Origin of the sequence: Paenibacillus sp. FSL K6-1558 (assembly GCF_038002565.1) — a bacterium.
GTDB lineage: Bacteria > Bacillota > Bacilli > Paenibacillales > Paenibacillaceae > Paenibacillus > Paenibacillus polysaccharolyticus.
The window spans coordinates 1096780-1113425 of sequence record NZ_JBBOCV010000001.1; the positions used below are offsets into that span (position 1 = coordinate 1096780).

The window sequence follows — 16646 nt, forward strand, 5'->3', positions numbered from 1 at the left end:
TTTATCTTCTTTATTTTAAATAAATTATAGTGATTACTGAATGAAGTGAGTTCTTTAACTTTTAATGGCTGACTAGATAAGAAGCGTCCAGAATGAGAGCCACTTTACCGTTCCCCAGAATGGTTGCACCAGATAGATGATTCATTGCTCCGAGGTATGTTCCAAGCGACTTAATCACCACTTCCTGATTTCCGATGATTTCATCCACTGCATAAGCCGCAATTTTATCGACAGAACGCACAATGACGAGTGGAATCGTCTTGGACTTACGGTCGTTACGCGGGTACTGCAACTTGTCACACAGTCGGTAGAAAGGCACGATACGTCCATGATTCAAAATGGATTGCTGTCCCTGAATCATCTGAATCTCTTCCGGTTTAATGCGCACGATCTCCGCTACGTTGTACATTGGCAAAATCAATACCCTGCCAGATACATTCACCAGAAGCCCTTTAATAATGGCTAAGGTGAGCGGTAACCTAATCGTAAATGTCGTTCCGATACCAACCTCTGTATCAATATCTATGATGCCATTCAACCTTCCGATCTGGCTTCTTACGATGTCCATGCCAACACCTCGGCCAGATACATCACTAACGGTTGAAGCCGTAGAGAACCCTGGTTCAAAAATCAGATGAACGGCTTCCTGTTGATTTAAACGAGCCGCTTGCTCTTCAGTTATAATGCCTTTTTTCAATGCGGAAGCTTTAATTTTCTCCCCATCAATACCCTTGCCATCATCAGAGAAACGTATGACCACATGATTTTCCTCGTGGTATGAGGTCAGTTTGATTCGTCCTTTGGCAGGCTTGTTCTGTTGGGCCCGAACCTCAGCACTCTCAATGCCATGATCTGCACTGTTCCGAATTAGATGGATTAACGGATCACTGAGTTCTTCGATAATCATGCGATCCAGCTCAGTCTCTCCGCCTTTAATGACCAGCTCAATATCTTTGCCCAGCTTCTGCGACAAATCCCGAACCAGCCTCGGGAACCGGTTCAACAATTGATCAATAGGCAACATCCGCGTCTTCATAACTCCGTCCTGCAGTTCCTTAATGACTCTACCCATATGGTCGGACACTCCACCAATACTTTGAATCACTGGGGAGGGCTCCTTACGGGCACCAGTACGGCTCAAATCAGCAAGAGAGGTCTGATCAATAAGCAGCTCACCGACGAGGTTCATCAAATGATCCAGTCGCTCCACACTTACGCGAACCGTAGGCTGGGTTGACTTCATCTTATCTTCATGAAGAGGCACTGACGTGTCGCTTTTTTCTTTTCCAACTGTCATTTCAGTCTCTATTAATTCAGATGTTACAGCAACCTCTTCTGTCGCCAAAATATATGGACCGACATCCACGCTCCGAATATCCGAATCTCCGGATAACGCACTCTCAATCTGAGCTTGATCCAGAGAAGATGCTATAACGATCACAAACTCGTTATAGTGCGCTTCTCCCAGTTCCTCATCAAGACCCTGCTTTTCAATGGATGTCGCTAGTACACTGCCACATACATCTTCAACCCGTTTGCACAAAATATGATATCTAGCTGCTTTCATCAAACAATCTGAGCTTAATACAATGCGAATGGAAAAAATCTGCTGACCTGGTTCAAGTACTTCATCGAACAGATTCGACTCCACAGACTGTAGAACGGGTGACTTAGTCTGCTGAGCCAAGGCCGGTTGATGAATCATGTCTTGTATTTCTTTAACCACTGCACGGAAATCAGTAAAACTTTCGCCTTGCACGTATTGATCCCTAAGCACTCTCATGGCATCCAACGAACGAAAAAGGGTGTCAACGAGTTGTGCGGTAATTTCCGGTTTCTTGGATCGCACCCATTCCAATGCATACTCCACTTCATGTGTCAGATCACTTAATTCACGAAAATCCATAGTCGAAGCCGAGCCCTTAATCGTATGAGCCGCCCGAAATAAGGTCTGCACAAGTTCCACAGAAGGTGAAAGCTCAAGTGCAAGCAAGGACTGATCCATCCGTTCCAACTGATCATTCAGTTCTTCGATAAATATGTCGCGATAGGCGGACAAATCCATCATTGGTGCATTCCCTCCTAACCGCCCAATATTTCATCCAGTTTCAATATACCAACCAGACTGTCTCCCTGTTGGCCTACACCCTGAAAAAATATCTCAAGGTTGCGTCCATGACCTCCAGTAGGCGGATGTATTTCCGAATAAGTTGTGACTTTGCTGACTCGATCTACAATCAAACCGATATACTCATCTTGATAACGTACCACAATGATTCGGGTCGCCCGGGTTGCCGATTCGTCTGGCATGCCAAGCAAATTGCGCAGGCTCATGACGCAGACAACTTTACCACGTAGGTTCATGACTCCTTTGATTTCGGTACGACTAAACGGAATATCGGTAATACTTTGCATTTTTATAATTTCATGAATTTCTTCGATTCGAATGGCACAGGTCTCTGCGCCGACAGACAGTTCGATATATTGTTCTTTCTGAAGTGAAGACATTCGTTTCACCCTCAATTCGTTATTATGACTGTGTTTTGAAAGCAGACGCAGATACAGACAATTCTTCAGCAAGGTGTGCGAGCGATTGACAAGTTGCAGCCGTTTCTTCCGATGCCGCCGCAGATTCCTCACTGGATGCAGAGATCGACTCTACCGAGCTCATCACCTCCGCAGCTTGTGCAGCCTCTTCTTCACACGCAGCCGCGATTTCATTGACTTTCTGGGAAGAATTATTCACCATCTCAATGATCTGATCAAAGGCTTGTCCTGTTTTGGATGATTGTTCCACACTATCCGAAACGGCTTGTACGCTTTGTCTCGTATTCTCCTGCATCACTTTGATAATCGTAGTGATTTCTTTGGTCGCTTCGCCACTGCGTTCAGCAAGCTTGCGAACTTCATCAGCTACAACAGCAAATCCTCTTCCTTGCTCTCCTGCACGGGCTGCTTCAATCGCCGCATTTAACGCAAGCAAGTTTGTCTGCTCCGCGATGTCGTCAATAACTTCGATAATGTCGCCAATTTTGCGTGAATCTTCTTCGAGCTTCGCCATTTTCATATTCACGGCTTGCATACCTTCCAAGGAAGTCTGAACAACATGACCGCCTTCACGCGCTGTTTTCACCGTATCATTAGATAACTCGGCAGCTTCTTCAGCACTTGCAGCTACAGAGTTGATCGCCAGAGACAACTCTTTAAACAATTCGGAGATGTTTGCTGCTTCACTCGATTGACTTGTGCTTGTACTAGCAATTTCCTGTGTGCTTGCCGAGATTTGTTCAGACGATGCTGCAACGCTCTGTGAATTCATGACAATGTTATTAATTAATTCTCGCAGATTGTCTACCATGCGATTAAGCGCAAAGGCCAGTTGCCCAACCTCGTCTTTTGAGGAGATATCAGACTTGAGGGTAAGGTTTCCGTTAGAAACTTCTGTAGCTAGACCTAGCATAGCCATTAGAGGTCTGGAGATGGAACGGGAGATCACAAATCCAATGATAATACTAAAAATAATCGAACCAATGACCAAAACAACGGTAACTGAGAATGCACTTGTGTACGCTGCTTCCGACTTTGAATTGTTCTGTTCCGCCAGTTTAACGTTCAGATCCACCATTTCACCCATCGTAGCGAGGGCTTCATCACCAGGCGGTTTGAGTGTGTCTTTCAAGAAAACGATAAATCCTTGATCGTCATCACTTTTTGCCAGCTCTATACCTTGCTCAAAGATTCGCATGTAATTTGAGTACTGTGTATCGAATTTGCTAAGGAGCTCAGTTTCTTCGGGGGTCGTTGCCAGAGGACGATAGCCTTCAATTTGACTCTCGATGTTACCTTTAATGGTATTAATATTATCGACAATACGAGTTTGCTCTGTGGCATTTTTCTCAAAGTTGAGATCACGAATGTTAACCCGCATCCTCTGGTAATTCATTTGTGCTCCGCTCAATTCTTTTACTGAAATCAGATTGCTGTTATACATTTCTTTCATGTGCTCATTGGTACTTCTAAGTGTCGTGATTGAATACACTCCCAGAATCGCAAGAATCAGAGATACTACCAAAAATGCTGAGATAATCTTTGTTGCTGTTTTCAAGTTGCCAAACCACTTCATTTTATCTCCCCCTAAGTTTCTTCGTGTCTAGTTATGTAAATAAAGTTTGCTAATCCATTCTATGGATCGCTCTCCAGACAACATACGATGTATTTCGACAGAAATATTAGAAAACTGAATAGATAAATTTTATTTTTGCAAACTTTCATTTTTATGTAAAATTTTTATGATAAATAAGACTCTTGTGTTTATACTACTAAATACTATTAATCTAAATTTAATAGAATAAACATTCATATTAACGAAATTTATATATACATTTTTGTACATATCTCTTTTTTTGATGATGGACGATCAATGTTATCTTTTTTACTTGGACCTATATGTTAGTTCATAGTTCTTTGGACTAATTCATATGATAACTAATCGAGATAGTTCTACTCATCTGTTCAAAACATCTAATAAATACGACTTAAGACTAATAATAAAATTAAAATACATGATTCAATTGAACTAAAAAAACAATCAAATTCACTATGCAGGAGTTTGATTGTTTTCTAGATTCATATGCAATTTTTTAGCAATTTCTGAACAATAAACTCAAATCCATCCACTATCATTCATATTAATAAATCTGCTCTAGCTCTGCTAGACGATTTTTAATTCGCTGTGGAATAAGTTCAAACAGCTTGTCCCATGTCATAAACATCTCCGGTTTCAACAAATACTCTTCAAACTGCATCGAGGGTACAAATGCTTTGGTTTGCAGATATTTTTTGACACGGGCATCGATCTGTTCACTGGTTTGAAAAAACGGTTCAAACATTTCATTTACAAGCAAGCCATCACATCCTGCCTGGGCGCCTGCTACACTATACAGATTGGGCAACAATTCAAATACAATCGGCAATGGTGAAAAGGCGTGTTTCCCCGGCTGGGAGTAAAGGCAAACATGATGACCAACCAGATTAACTCTATCTTTTAACAGCCCTCTTAATACTCTCCCATGAAAGCTGGCTTCGCAATCCACGACTTCTCCATCATGTCCCACATACACCCATACATGCTCCAGCTCATAGAGATGTCCGATCTCGTAATCCCACCATATCGCATATTCGATAACATACTTTACTGCTTCAGAAGGAAACTGCAGCTCTCTACGAAAAGAAGGAGACGGCCCAGAATGCTCAAGCACGGACACGCCAACGAAATCCGGATAAAAAGGCTCATTCTGATCAAACATGATTACTGGTGCATAACTTAATGCTGTTTCCAGCCATTCATTTTTAGCAATAGTCATAGAAGAATCCTCCATTTTCATTGTTGTTACTCCTATAGTAACAGAGAGAGGGTGAATGGCGTCAACTTATGTAAATGTAAAAACCTGCAACCGAATATACGCAGTTGCAGGTTAGGGAATAATATTCAATTAAGACAGGTTAAACAGCCCGGATGATTTCGGTTATTAACGTTATTCCCTTGGCGCCTTAGAAGCCTTGGAAGCTTGAACGGAGGTATCCGAAACGTCTGTTCCACAACCAATATTAGGGCCAAGAATGGCATCATTCTGGATGGACGCAACCGCTTTGGCATAAGCTTCTTCATCCAGACAATATGCACGGTGAGCAACCTCCGGCGGTGTAGCCGCAAGAAAATCTGCCCCAAATACAATATCCGGTGTCGGTTGATCAAATATGGTCAGCACATATACGCCATCGGTCTCCGCAACAAACCAATGAAACCAGCCTTTTGGAAAAACAACCACTTGCCCCGGCTTCAAACGATACGTTATCCGTTCACGTGTGAACGGATTGAACACGGAAGCTGTAATCTCACCGCTGATTACCACGACCATCTCGGTTACATTGGGGTGCCAGTGGGGTTGCACAATAATCCCTTTACTCAGATAGACATTAAAAAAACCATTCTCAATCGTTGGCAACTGCTCTCCAAATAACTGAGTGACGTAGTTGCTTGAATCTCTCCGGTAATTCACCACAGCATTGGAATCAGCAGCAAGCGGAACATTGGGGGATTTCAAGATCGGATTGATCATCGGTTATATTCTCCTCCTTGGGCAAACATCTCGTTGTTGTACTGTATGCTGGGACATCATGAGATAATACTGCACTCAAGCTCTGGCGTATAACTAAGTCAAACTGTGCGTGCTGCGGATAAGAAGAACGTGGGCTGTGCTTGCCTTGAATTGGAAGTTTGTGAGGCTTAGATGATATAATTCTGATAACGAATTGGGCTTCATTTTTTTCCAATGTACTCTTTATATGTTGAGAGGAGTTTATTATGTTTCCATCTATCGGGGATATATACTGCAGCTTTAATGAGCAAATGCAACAATATACGGCCTGTCAGATCACTGCTTTGAAAGAAACAGAAGATAAAAAACCACGTCAACTAGCCGCGATTCTGCAATTGAACTGGTCTGGAGATCAGCTCCCAACGGAATCCGAGCTTGACGTGATGAAACCACTGATCTGCAATTTCTTTTTTTGGAATGGTACCTTAGAGCATAACTATGTAAAAGCGGATGTTCCTGTATCCTATATTTTAGTCGGCAACCGACCTCCCCTAATTACCGAAGAATCACGAAGTTACAGTTCGGGTTGGCCGGCCGGAGAAAGCCTGTATCGTCAGCGGCAATGGGAACTCATCAATGAAAGCCGCAGAACTCTTTTTAAGCAGGCAGCTCATGACCACAGTGACATCACCGCCCGCGGGATTAAAATGCGACGTAACACCAGCACGATTCGTAACTTTATTCCAACTTCAGATGACGATGTAGCTGAACTTGAGGCACTTCCGTGTCTGACTCATATCGAGATGAATGGGTACCACGAGGCTATCATTCCTTTTCTGAAGGAGAATCCCTTCGTTTATGAACTTCATGTACAGAACCACGGGCAACGTATACTGAATTTCAGTCAAACGCATTTGACCCGGCTTGTTGTGGATGCTAGCGGGATGGAAAAGATTATACTAAATGACATGATGGATTTCCTAAGTCTCACTGGCGAGATCAGTCCAGGTCTTCTTATTGATACTACTGGAGACGGACATCGGCTGACCTTAAGTATAGCGGAAATTTTTCCGGAAATTCGCGGTCTTTCTCGTCTAAGTAGCCTTCAATTGTACAAAATCAAGGAGCTTGATATTGAATCTGTCGTTCAAGCATATCCTGAACTTTCCGAATTACGCTTGTGGGGTAAACCCGGCACAGTATCCGGTATTCATTCCATTCAACATTTAAAGTCCTTGCAAATGTTCAGCACGAATGATCTATTTGGTTTTGAGGGAGATCAATTTCCAAGTCCCGAGCAACTTCCTGAATTACATACGCTTTGGATGAGCAGTCTCCCGGCAGAAGCAGCCAAGTCGATCAAAACCCGATATAAAAAAGTTGCCGAAACCCGAATCGATCTCGATATCACTCAGCCTCGTAAACCGGAATGGCTCGCTGAAAATCTGAACAATCCATTTCGGGATTGGGACGGAAGGGAACAGATCAAGGCAGTACATGCCAAAAAAGCCGCGCAGTTGTATAAACAATCTCTGAAGCGGATTCGTGAATTGAGCCAGAGAAATGATTATGAAGACACACTCTCCGATCAGCTCATTTCTTTCACTCAGGAGTATACACAGACGTTTAATCAAATGGATGGCATATCGGAATGGATTGAGACGATTGAGCGTGAAGAGATTGCTACGGCGCTTGCAGATTTGATCGATCAACTAGAGGATCAGTTGAAAACAACCCAGTCAGGTTCCTTCAAGATTGATCGGGAGCAGTTATACGAAGTCTTCGATCGGACTAGAGACTTTTAGAGCAGATTATAAAAAGAAGACCACAGCCTATCCCCTATTCAAAGGGACAAAGCTGTGGTTCTCTTTATATTTATTCTACTGATTTATGAAGCTTCAACCGTTGTTCCACAGTACTCACAATCCGTGAACTGTTTCCGATACACCTTTACCTTCGCCCCGCACCCCGAGCAGGTCACTGAAACTTGCCTTGGTGCTTCTTCAACCTTCTCTTCAACCTTTCCTTCTTCGTCTTTAGCATACTTGTCGCTGTTTATATTTATCTCTGTGTAGCTATATGACTGGTTATTTGTATAATGCACCGTATTACTATTGTAACTTGAGTAACCATTTCCAATTTCTTGGGGCCGATAAGTATTTTCTAGTGCCGGATCTGAATCTCTCCCATAGTCCCCTCCATAAAATTGTTTTTGAGGAACCTTTTTTCTTTGGAGTAATTTAATCGCTGAAAATATAAAAATAAATTCTAATACAAGGAGACACATAAAGATAAAAGGCTCACTCTTGATTTGTTTGTGATTACCTGCATTAAAAAAGGCAATAGGCATACCAATTGCATAGATCAAAAATATCAGTCCAAAAAACGCTCTGATCATGATAATTCCTCCAAAGAACACTCTGTAAGCACTCAAATAATCTATCACAAGTCTTCATTCTTAAGCTTCAAGCAAGTCAGTGAAACTACGAAGTTCTTACCGTTGTCCCACAATACTCACAATTTGCCGAAGAATTAGGATATACCTCTACCTTAGCTCCACATCCAGAGCAATTTATCGAAACCGGCTCTTTTTGCTGGGTATGGTTTTTATCAAGGTACACATCCTTATAATGTTCTTTAACACTAGTCGGATGTTGATCATTACGAGCCGATTTAGAACGAGACTTAGGTCGACCACACATTTTTATTCCCGTAACCAATACAATAACACCAGGAATAAAAAGTACGATTAAACTAAACAAGGCTAGACCAGCTTCATCCGCCATCATCATTAATGAGAATAGAATGGTTATAAACGAGATGATGATTAAAATAATTCCAAAAAACCTCTTCACTTGCTTCTCCCCCTAAAACATGGTTAAGATTTGAGCGAAAGAATCTGTTGATTTCTTTCTTTTAGACGAGACATCAATCGGGATAATTGCATAGCCACACGTTCACTATTTACTACTTCTCCTGCCTCATACTGAGTAGACAGTTCTTCTCTCAACAATTCAATATCTATAAGAATCTGACGATCATTATACTGCACGGCAGCTGGAGCGATTGGATCGCTATATTTAACCAGCTCAATGATGGCTTCTACTGACTTCCTGTCCTTTTCCACATTCAACATTGGATGTCTATCCATCATATCAAGCAACTGATACATGGCGTTCTCAATTGATTTCCAGTCGTTAATATTCAATTGCTCGTTGGCTTCATGCTCACTTCCTGATCGAATATAGATCATTAAAATAGCGCACAAAATGAAAGCAAGAGCCGCAGTGATTACATGTAACAAAACAAACCAGCGCAGTGCATAATCTGCGAAACCTACGAATAACGCATAAAAAATGACACACCCCAGATAAATGATTAATACAATGCCTATAGCTGTGTAACCTGGGACAAAACGTTTAAAGCGATCCATATTTTGCATCACATGACGCGCATAAATCCACAAAGTCGTCATCGCAACGTACGATGCGGCAAGATTGATCCAGAATGGAAATGATAGAATATCGTTGCTAAACATCGTAAATGAGATGATCGAATTTAAAATTAAACAGACAAGATAGATTACATCTAGAATAAAAATGTTGCTCCGTTTCACCATCACTAAGCCTGCCCCCCTTCTTGCAGATTATTTCCGCAATCGAGACAGAATTTCTGACCAGGTTGTACTTCATGTTGACATTGATTACACTTCAACGTTAAACCTGTACCACAGTTTCCACAAAATTTAGTGTGAGGCCCATTCATGTGGTTGCAATTAGGACATGGCCTTGGCATCGGCTCGTGACACTTCACGCATTCAGACGCATTCTCCGCATTATCAGCCCCACATGAAGGACAAGCATAATATTTGTCACCGCAGTTCGGACAAAACTTAGTTCCTTTCTCCATCGTGTGACCACAATTATTACAGTCCGTCGTTGCAGATTTTTCAGCTAATGATTTGCCGCATTTACTGCAAAAAGAGCTCTGTTCCTGATTCGGATGTTGACAATGCCCGCACAAGCGTACGGCAGGCGTTTCTGTTGTTGTAGACATGACTTTGGACATTTCAGACATTCCGCTACTAAACGAACCTCCCAAGCCAACGCCCATGCCCATACCAAGACCTGCGCCCATAATATCAGACTGCATGCTTCCTTCATTCTTGGCTGCACCTTCAAGCGTGTCGAATGAGCGTTCCTGCTGATAGGTGTATCCAATGATATCCATTTCCGCTTTGCGCGCGAGTGCTTCCCGTAATCGAATGACCGATGGGTCTTCTTCGGGCAAATTGACATTATGAATGTATAGATTGATAAGTTCAATTCCAAACTCGTCAAATGTAGAAGCGATGTTGTCCGCAAAGTGTCGTGATATTTCAGCGATATAGGCATTAATTTCTAACACACTTACTTTTCTATGTATTAAATAGGAAGATAGCATCGAATTGATATTCATCGTAATTAATCCACGGAAGTAGTTCACCATATTGAGCTGATTAAACTCTGGCAGTGTTCCTACAAGTTTAACTAAAAATTTTCGTGAATCTGAGATTTTCATGCCCATTTGTCCAAAAGCTCTAACAGGCACAATAATATTATATTTCGGGTCCTGAACCTGAATCGGATTCGCAGTTCCCCACTTGACGTCCATAGCACTTACTTGATTCACATACCAGACTTCTGCAGCAAAAGGAGACTTTCCTCCGAATGGAAGGTTAATAAGTCGGTTTAGTATCGGGATGTTCGCTGTACTTAACGTGTGCCTGCCTGGCCCGAACAGATCAAGGGCCCTTCCATCCTTAAAGAGTATAGCCTGTTGAGATTGATTTACAATTAACTGAGTCCAAGTTCCCAATTCAGTCTCCGGATGTTTCCAGGCAAACACGTCGGGCGAACCGTCATACTTGATTACATCAATAATAGCCATATTCTATTCCTCACTTTAGCTTAAAATACTAGATTTCAACATCTATGATCCCAACCAACACAATCATAAGATATATTAATATTCGTCAATTATCGTGTTTTTTCATGTTTAGGCATTGCTATTTTACCATTTCTAACCTTCTTACGCACTAGTATAGTTCATATTTCATGAGATATTTTTCCTATTTAGGCACCACTTTGAGAAAACTCAAAAACCTCTTGCAATCGCAACCGCGTTATGCAAGAGGTTTCACAAATCAAGACACCACTGTTTCTAATTCAAAAGCCGTTCAATGTAAACCTCAGGTTCGTCCAAAAATTGTTCAAACGTGCATAATGTGCCCTGTTCCTGATGTTCAATATCGGCATAACCTATCATCTTTTTGCTTGGATTCCAGACGATGAGCATATGAGAGTACTGATCCAGATCAGAGGATAAACGCAATAGCTTCTGCCTGCCCATCTTCATCTCCACCGTATCTGTCAACGAAAAGAATTCAATATAACCAACGCCAGCGGGACAGCTTGGCATGTCTATTCGGCGTGAACCTTCGGTCAGAAAACGGATTAACGTTTCCGGAAGCTTGTAAGGTTTTAATGCATGCAGTTTATTGCTCAGATTATGGAACTCCTCAGGCTCGTGTGATTTCAAGTATTCAGCCATTTCATTATTTTTCTGACTGACCGCAATCGTGTAGGCCCGCTCCCCATCCTTCTCCTGCAACGTCACATCCGCACCTTGTTCCACCAAATATTTGACCATTCGCATACTGTTCTGCCGTGCAGCTACGGTGAGCGGTGTCGCTTTGTACGGATAAACCATATCCGGCTCGTTGTAGTTGATGTCCACACCCTCATTCAGCAGGTATTGAACCGTTTTCATATCATGATCCGATACTGCTTTTCGTAACGTTTTGCCGCCATATTTGCGGATGTCCAACCCAAGGTCGTTCAACACCGTAATATTCTTTTTGTTCCCGTAGTATGCCTCATCGTATGCACTTGATTTCAACCGGCTTACTCCATTCAATTTGGCTCCTTGCTCAACTAAATAACGGATCACATCTGCTCCACCGTAGCGCGCCGCATATAAAATGGCTGGATGATCTTTGGCATTGATCTTGGCTCCTCGCTCCACAAGAAGTCTGACCACCTTCGACTGATTACAGATCAATGCCAGATCAAGCGGACGAAGCGTAATGTTTGAGCTTATTGCTATTTTTTCTTCCAAATCCATACCTTGCTGTATATATGCTTCAACACGGGCAACATCTCCTTGGTAGATTGCGAGGGCTGGATCAGGTAACGTTTTGAACGTGCCTTGATTACCGATTTTGTACATAAGTTTGGCCTCCTCTGCAATGAAATAATGAAATTGATGTTTGTTGAGCTACCCAAATGAATATGCTAACATAGTGGGCAACCCTTCGGAATCTACATACTAAATACATAACGAACACAGAAAGGACACTATGAATTCCCTAAACCTTCATCATACATTGCAACAGATCATTCCACCGCTGGATCTCAGAAGCTGTCTGGTCAGTGTACGCGGGGAGATCGTTTACAAGCATTTTCGGAACACACAGGCTGAGACAGATATCGCCAAAATCAATTCATGTACCAAGAGCATCATCTCTGCGCTCATCTGTATCGCCATGGATCAAGGGCTACTGCCCGAGGCAGGCACGCCCATATCTACCTTTTTCCCGCAGCTTACTTCTGATCCTGATCCACGTAAACCAGCAATTACCCTAGAGCAACTGCTTACAATGACAGCCGGATTTAACTGGGACGAGTTCGGCGGACAAAATTCGTTTCCACGGATGACACGTACGGATCATTGGATCAACTTTGCTTTAGAACAACGTTTGCGACATGAACCCGGCACACATATGGAATACAATTCGGGAGTTTCCCAGATTCTATCTTCAATATTAATGCAACATGTAGGCATGAGTGTAGCAGCGTATGCCGAGCGTTATTTATTTGGCCCACTTGGCATTCAAGATTATGAATGGGAGCAAGATCCCCAAGGTGTACACACGGGTGGATTTGGCCTGAGATTGCTACCAACCGACTTGCTCAGATTCGGACAACTCTACCTTCAGGAAGGGAATTGGGAAGGAAAACAGCTTATTTCCAGCCAACTCGTCAAACGCTCAACGCAACCCTTCATCACGGTCCCTCCACCAAACCATGGCAGTTACGGATGGCACTGGTGGGTGGATCAATATGCAGATCAACATCTTGACGATAACTCGCTCCCCCAACACCGACCTACGCATTCAGAGCGTCTCAAATCACTAGATTATTACTACGCCAGAGGATTTGGAGGTCAGTATGTATATGTTGTTCCCGAGTTGGAACTTGTGACCGTGCTGACTAATGACAAACGCAAGAAGGAAAAGCCACCCATCGACGTATTCCCCAGATTCATTGTGCCTGAATTGTGGAAGCTAGCTACCTTTTCCGAATAAATTTACAATGATTCGAAGAGAGATATTTCAAACATATACCCTTGCCTGGATTGCGTGATCGTTAAGTGGAAGGGCAAGGGTACTCAGACATTAGGAATTAACCTGCTACGGCGTTCTCCCTTCTGTCCGTTTCAGGGCAATTGTCTACGATCCGATATTTTCCAACCTCAACTCTCCCTTTACACCATTGCTTCCTCTACAGCCAACGTTATAGGATAAGGCCCTGACTCCTGATTTGAAATAACCACAAGTTGAATCCCATGCTTGGGATACACGCCAGACATAAACGAAACACCTGGGTCAAAACCCATGACATGAGCCTTAAATATTTCTTTTTCACGTAACTCCAGCCATATCCCCAAACCATAAAATTCCTCGTCCTCATCGTGCGCGTAGGGTGTCAACAAATACCGTGTCATCTCCTCACCGAGCAACGTATACCCCAGCAGAGCATCCCAGAAACGAATCATATCTGGTGCGGTTACATAGGCTCCGCCATCTGCTCCACCTTGAACAGGGATCGAAAAAATATTACTAGTCCATGTCCCGTCGTCAGCATCGATATATCCAATAGCTGTGTTACGCGGAAGCTGATCTGTCAGGAAATAACCTGAATCTTGCATACCCGCACGTTTGAAAATATGTTCCTCCACATATGTTGTAAAGGCCAAGCCAGTGTATTGCTCCACAATGAGTCCGAGTACGATAAATGCCGCATTGTTATAATGAAATTTCTCACCAGGAGCAGACTTCATTGGCAGATGTTGAAACATAGCCAGAAAATCACTGAGCTGTCGCATCACATACACGGGCCTGTCTCTCCACAACGCTGAAAAATCATCCATCTCGTCCTCATCAAAATAATCCGGTACGCCAGAAGTATGGGTCAGCAACTGGTGCACTGTAATCTCTGAATCCCACGCCGGAAACGTAAGGTTTAGGACATCCTTTAATTTGGAATCTAACGTAAAATGTCCTTGCTCAATCAACTGACCTATACTTACAGCTGTGAAAACCTTACAGCCCGAAGCAATACCAAAACGTGTATTCACATCATTCAGAAGTTCATCACTGCGGTTCGCATACCCTCGCACCATCTGAAAAAGGGTCTCTCCCTCCTGTTTGCACAGCACAACACCCGAAAAATCTTTTTGTTCCATAACCTCTTTGACTTTTTCCCTGACTTTTGCTGCATCCAGCATATCGAAGCACCTACGCTTTCTTATCATTGGTTTGTAAACTTCGTTGATCTGGTCCAGACCCTCTCGCATTCAGCAAATAATATAACGTGAGATAGATAGTAAAAAGAAACGTTCCAAAGAACATACAAAACGCCAAGGAGGGCCGACTAACACTTTCGTTCATCAGCCTGATTAACAACTCGCGATTAGTCAATGCATCCCAGCTGTTTAACCGATAAACCCGTCCAAGCAGAACACCATAACTGCCAAGAGCTGTTCCACCCATTACAAATATCCATGACGCCGCACGTCCTAACCGATTATAGATGACTTCCTGAATCTGATACATTGATAGGAAGCCGATCAGCAGTCCTGTCCACACAAACATCAGCACAACCATCAGATCATACCAATAGTGAAACTCGGCAAGGCTTCCAGAGAAATACCTTGAACTCCTTGACGTCAGGTGAAGCAAATCCGTAACGATATACGAAGAGTTGGGGAAAAACAACAGCCACATCATCGCACTCGGTATCGCGATCCATATGGCTCCTTTCCATTTCAGACGGCCCAAACCATAGGTTAGGGATGAGAATACAAATGGAATCCAGCCCAAAAACAAATTCCAGATTAGGAAACGGAAATACCGCTGATTCAGCCAGTCGGCCGCTATGTAATACAACCCCAGCGTGACAACCATAACTGCACTAAGAAAAACAAACATGTGCACATAATTTAGTTTTCTCAATACGTACAACCTCACTTGTGTTGAATTCAAAATCTACTTCATTCATGGCATATATTTACTATTTTTCAAATCTATTAGATCATACCATGTATAACTCTAGAATCAAATTTATGATAGAGAAACTAAAGTAGATTAGACGGTATATAAAACAAAAAAAGCGACGGTCCTTTTTAAAAGGATCATGTCGCTTAAATAAGTAGTTACAGTTAAACATTTCATTACTATTATTAGTTCATAATTGCACAGTTGCCAGTTTGTTTGGATTGACAATGAGATACACGCCATGGATTCGCTTCCCTGAAGCATCCATTTCCAAACATAACACTTCAGTGACCTGCCCATCTTTCATTAAAGCGAGCTGAGGCTCGCCATTAATGAATGCAGGCTTCCACATTCTTTCTCTTAACGAACGTAGCACTCTAGGAGAGGTAAGGATGGCGAGCACACCTTTATGCACATGCATTGTTCGCATAATCGTGCGTGCTACGCCACCGCCATCCGCTGTGAACACAGGCTGATCTGTCAACAGCTCCAGCATAGCTGAAACGTCATGTGCTAGAAATGCCGTGGTGAAACGGCTAAGCACTTCTTTTTTAGTTTTCCAATTGGCGCTCGCTTGCTCTATCACTGGAAGTTGTTCAGGTAAATTTCGTCTGGCACGACTGTAAATCTGTCGACAGTTGCTTTCTGTTTTCCCCAGCCATCCCGCAATCTCCGAATAGTCATGCTCAAACGCTTCGCGTAGCACAAAAACAGCCCGTTCCACGGGTGACAGACGTTCAAGCATAACCAGATAGGCGTACGAAATCATTTCTTTTTGCTGTATCGCTTCCTCTGGCGTATTAACTAATTCATGAACACCAAGCGGCTCGGGAAGCCATTCCCCGACATAATGCTCCCTCTGGTTGCGAGCAGAGTTCAACAGATTCAAACAGCGGTTCACGATAAGTTTTCCAATGTAAGACTTGGGTTGGTGAATAAGCTGATTCCTCAACTTTTGAAGTTCTGCGAAGCAGTCCTGAACGATATCTTCCGCCTCAGTCACACTGCCCAGCATTCGATATGCGATCGCGAAGGCATAATTCTTATACTGTTTATACAATGCACCAACATCCAGAGAAGACGGTTCCGGCGTATACTTATGTTGATTAGAATCAGAATTAAGATTGGACTGCATAGGATCGCCTCCTCTGGCTTGGTTCGTTTATCGT

At 42.8% G+C, this 16646-nt stretch carries 15 protein-coding genes; 2 read left to right on the forward strand and 13 right to left on the reverse strand.

Going from position 1 to position 16646, the window contains the following annotated elements:
• Positions 1-61: 61 nt before the first annotated feature.
• From MHI38_RS04525 to MHI38_RS04545, 5 genes are all read right to left on the reverse strand, one after another.
• Positions 62-2068, reverse strand: a complete 2007-nt coding sequence (locus MHI38_RS04525; RefSeq protein ID WP_341181003.1) for a chemotaxis protein CheA — start codon at positions 2066-2068, stop codon at positions 62-64.
• A 14-nt stretch (positions 2069-2082) separates the two neighbouring features.
• Complete coding sequence (locus MHI38_RS04530) at positions 2083-2508, reverse strand: chemotaxis protein CheW (protein WP_154890524.1); 426 nt, start codon at positions 2506-2508, stop codon at positions 2083-2085.
• A 22-nt stretch (positions 2509-2530) separates the two neighbouring features.
• Entirely contained in the window at positions 2531-4123 is a 1593-nt protein-coding gene (locus tag MHI38_RS04535) for a methyl-accepting chemotaxis protein (protein WP_154890525.1), read from the reverse strand.
• Positions 4124-4688: 565 nt separating this feature from the next.
• A complete protein-coding gene (locus tag MHI38_RS04540) occupies positions 4689-5363 on the reverse strand; it encodes a hypothetical protein (protein WP_154890526.1) in 675 nt (224 codons plus the stop codon).
• Between the two features lie 171 nt (positions 5364-5534).
• Positions 5535-6119, reverse strand: coding sequence for a cupin domain-containing protein (locus MHI38_RS04545; RefSeq protein WP_090916939.1), 585 nt, complete (start codon positions 6117-6119; stop codon positions 5535-5537).
• Positions 6120-6364: 245 nt separating this feature from the next.
• Here MHI38_RS04545 and MHI38_RS04550 point away from each other — a divergent pair, with 245 nt between their 5' ends.
• Positions 6365-7903: a hypothetical protein gene (locus tag MHI38_RS04550; protein ID WP_341181004.1), complete on the forward strand. Its 1539-nt coding sequence runs from the start codon at positions 6365-6367 to the stop codon at positions 7901-7903.
• An 83-nt stretch (positions 7904-7986) separates the two neighbouring features.
• On the opposite strand, the gene MHI38_RS04555 is transcribed toward MHI38_RS04550, so the two are convergent.
• The 5 genes from MHI38_RS04555 to MHI38_RS04575 all read right to left on the reverse strand — a co-directional run bounded on the left by MHI38_RS04555 (position 7987) and on the right by MHI38_RS04575 (position 12368).
• A complete protein-coding gene (locus MHI38_RS04555) occupies positions 7987-8496 on the reverse strand; it encodes a hypothetical protein (RefSeq protein ID WP_154890528.1) in 510 nt (169 codons plus the stop codon).
• Between the two features lie 85 nt (positions 8497-8581).
• Positions 8582-8953 carry a hypothetical protein gene (locus MHI38_RS04560; RefSeq protein ID WP_308723354.1) on the reverse strand — a complete coding sequence of 124 codons (372 nt, stop codon included), beginning with the start codon at positions 8951-8953 and terminating at the stop codon, positions 8582-8584.
• Between the two features lie 23 nt (positions 8954-8976).
• Positions 8977-9720 carry a hypothetical protein gene (locus MHI38_RS04565; protein WP_308723355.1) on the reverse strand — a complete coding sequence of 248 codons (744 nt, stop codon included), beginning with the start codon at positions 9718-9720 and terminating at the stop codon, positions 8977-8979.
• Entirely contained in the window at positions 9720-11027 is a 1308-nt protein-coding gene (locus tag MHI38_RS04570; RefSeq protein ID WP_154983609.1) for an SPFH domain-containing protein, read from the reverse strand. The genes MHI38_RS04565 and MHI38_RS04570 overlap by 1 nt, the downstream gene beginning before the upstream one ends.
• Before the next feature lie 273 nt (positions 11028-11300).
• Positions 11301-12368, reverse strand: coding sequence for an ankyrin repeat domain-containing protein (locus MHI38_RS04575; protein WP_308723356.1), 1068 nt, complete (start codon positions 12366-12368; stop codon positions 11301-11303).
• A gap of 130 nt (positions 12369-12498) precedes the next feature.
• Between MHI38_RS04575 and MHI38_RS04580 the strand changes: the two genes are divergently transcribed.
• On the forward strand, positions 12499-13506 hold the full coding sequence (locus MHI38_RS04580; RefSeq protein WP_253493685.1) for a serine hydrolase domain-containing protein: 1008 nt from the start codon (positions 12499-12501) through the stop codon (positions 13504-13506).
• Positions 13507-13685: 179 nt separating this feature from the next.
• Here the strand turns inward: MHI38_RS04580 and MHI38_RS04585 are convergent, their stop codons facing one another.
• From MHI38_RS04585 to MHI38_RS04595, 3 genes are all read right to left on the reverse strand, one after another.
• Positions 13686-14708, reverse strand: coding sequence for a serine hydrolase domain-containing protein (locus tag MHI38_RS04585; RefSeq protein ID WP_253493682.1), 1023 nt, complete (start codon positions 14706-14708; stop codon positions 13686-13688).
• 10 nt (positions 14709-14718) lie between these two features.
• Entirely contained in the window at positions 14719-15435 is a 717-nt protein-coding gene (locus MHI38_RS04590; RefSeq protein ID WP_341181005.1) for a DUF1361 domain-containing protein, read from the reverse strand.
• Between the two features lie 232 nt (positions 15436-15667).
• Positions 15668-16612: a sigma-70 family RNA polymerase sigma factor gene (locus MHI38_RS04595; protein WP_308723358.1), complete on the reverse strand. Its 945-nt coding sequence runs from the start codon at positions 16610-16612 to the stop codon at positions 15668-15670.
• Positions 16613-16646 lie beyond the last annotated feature (34 nt).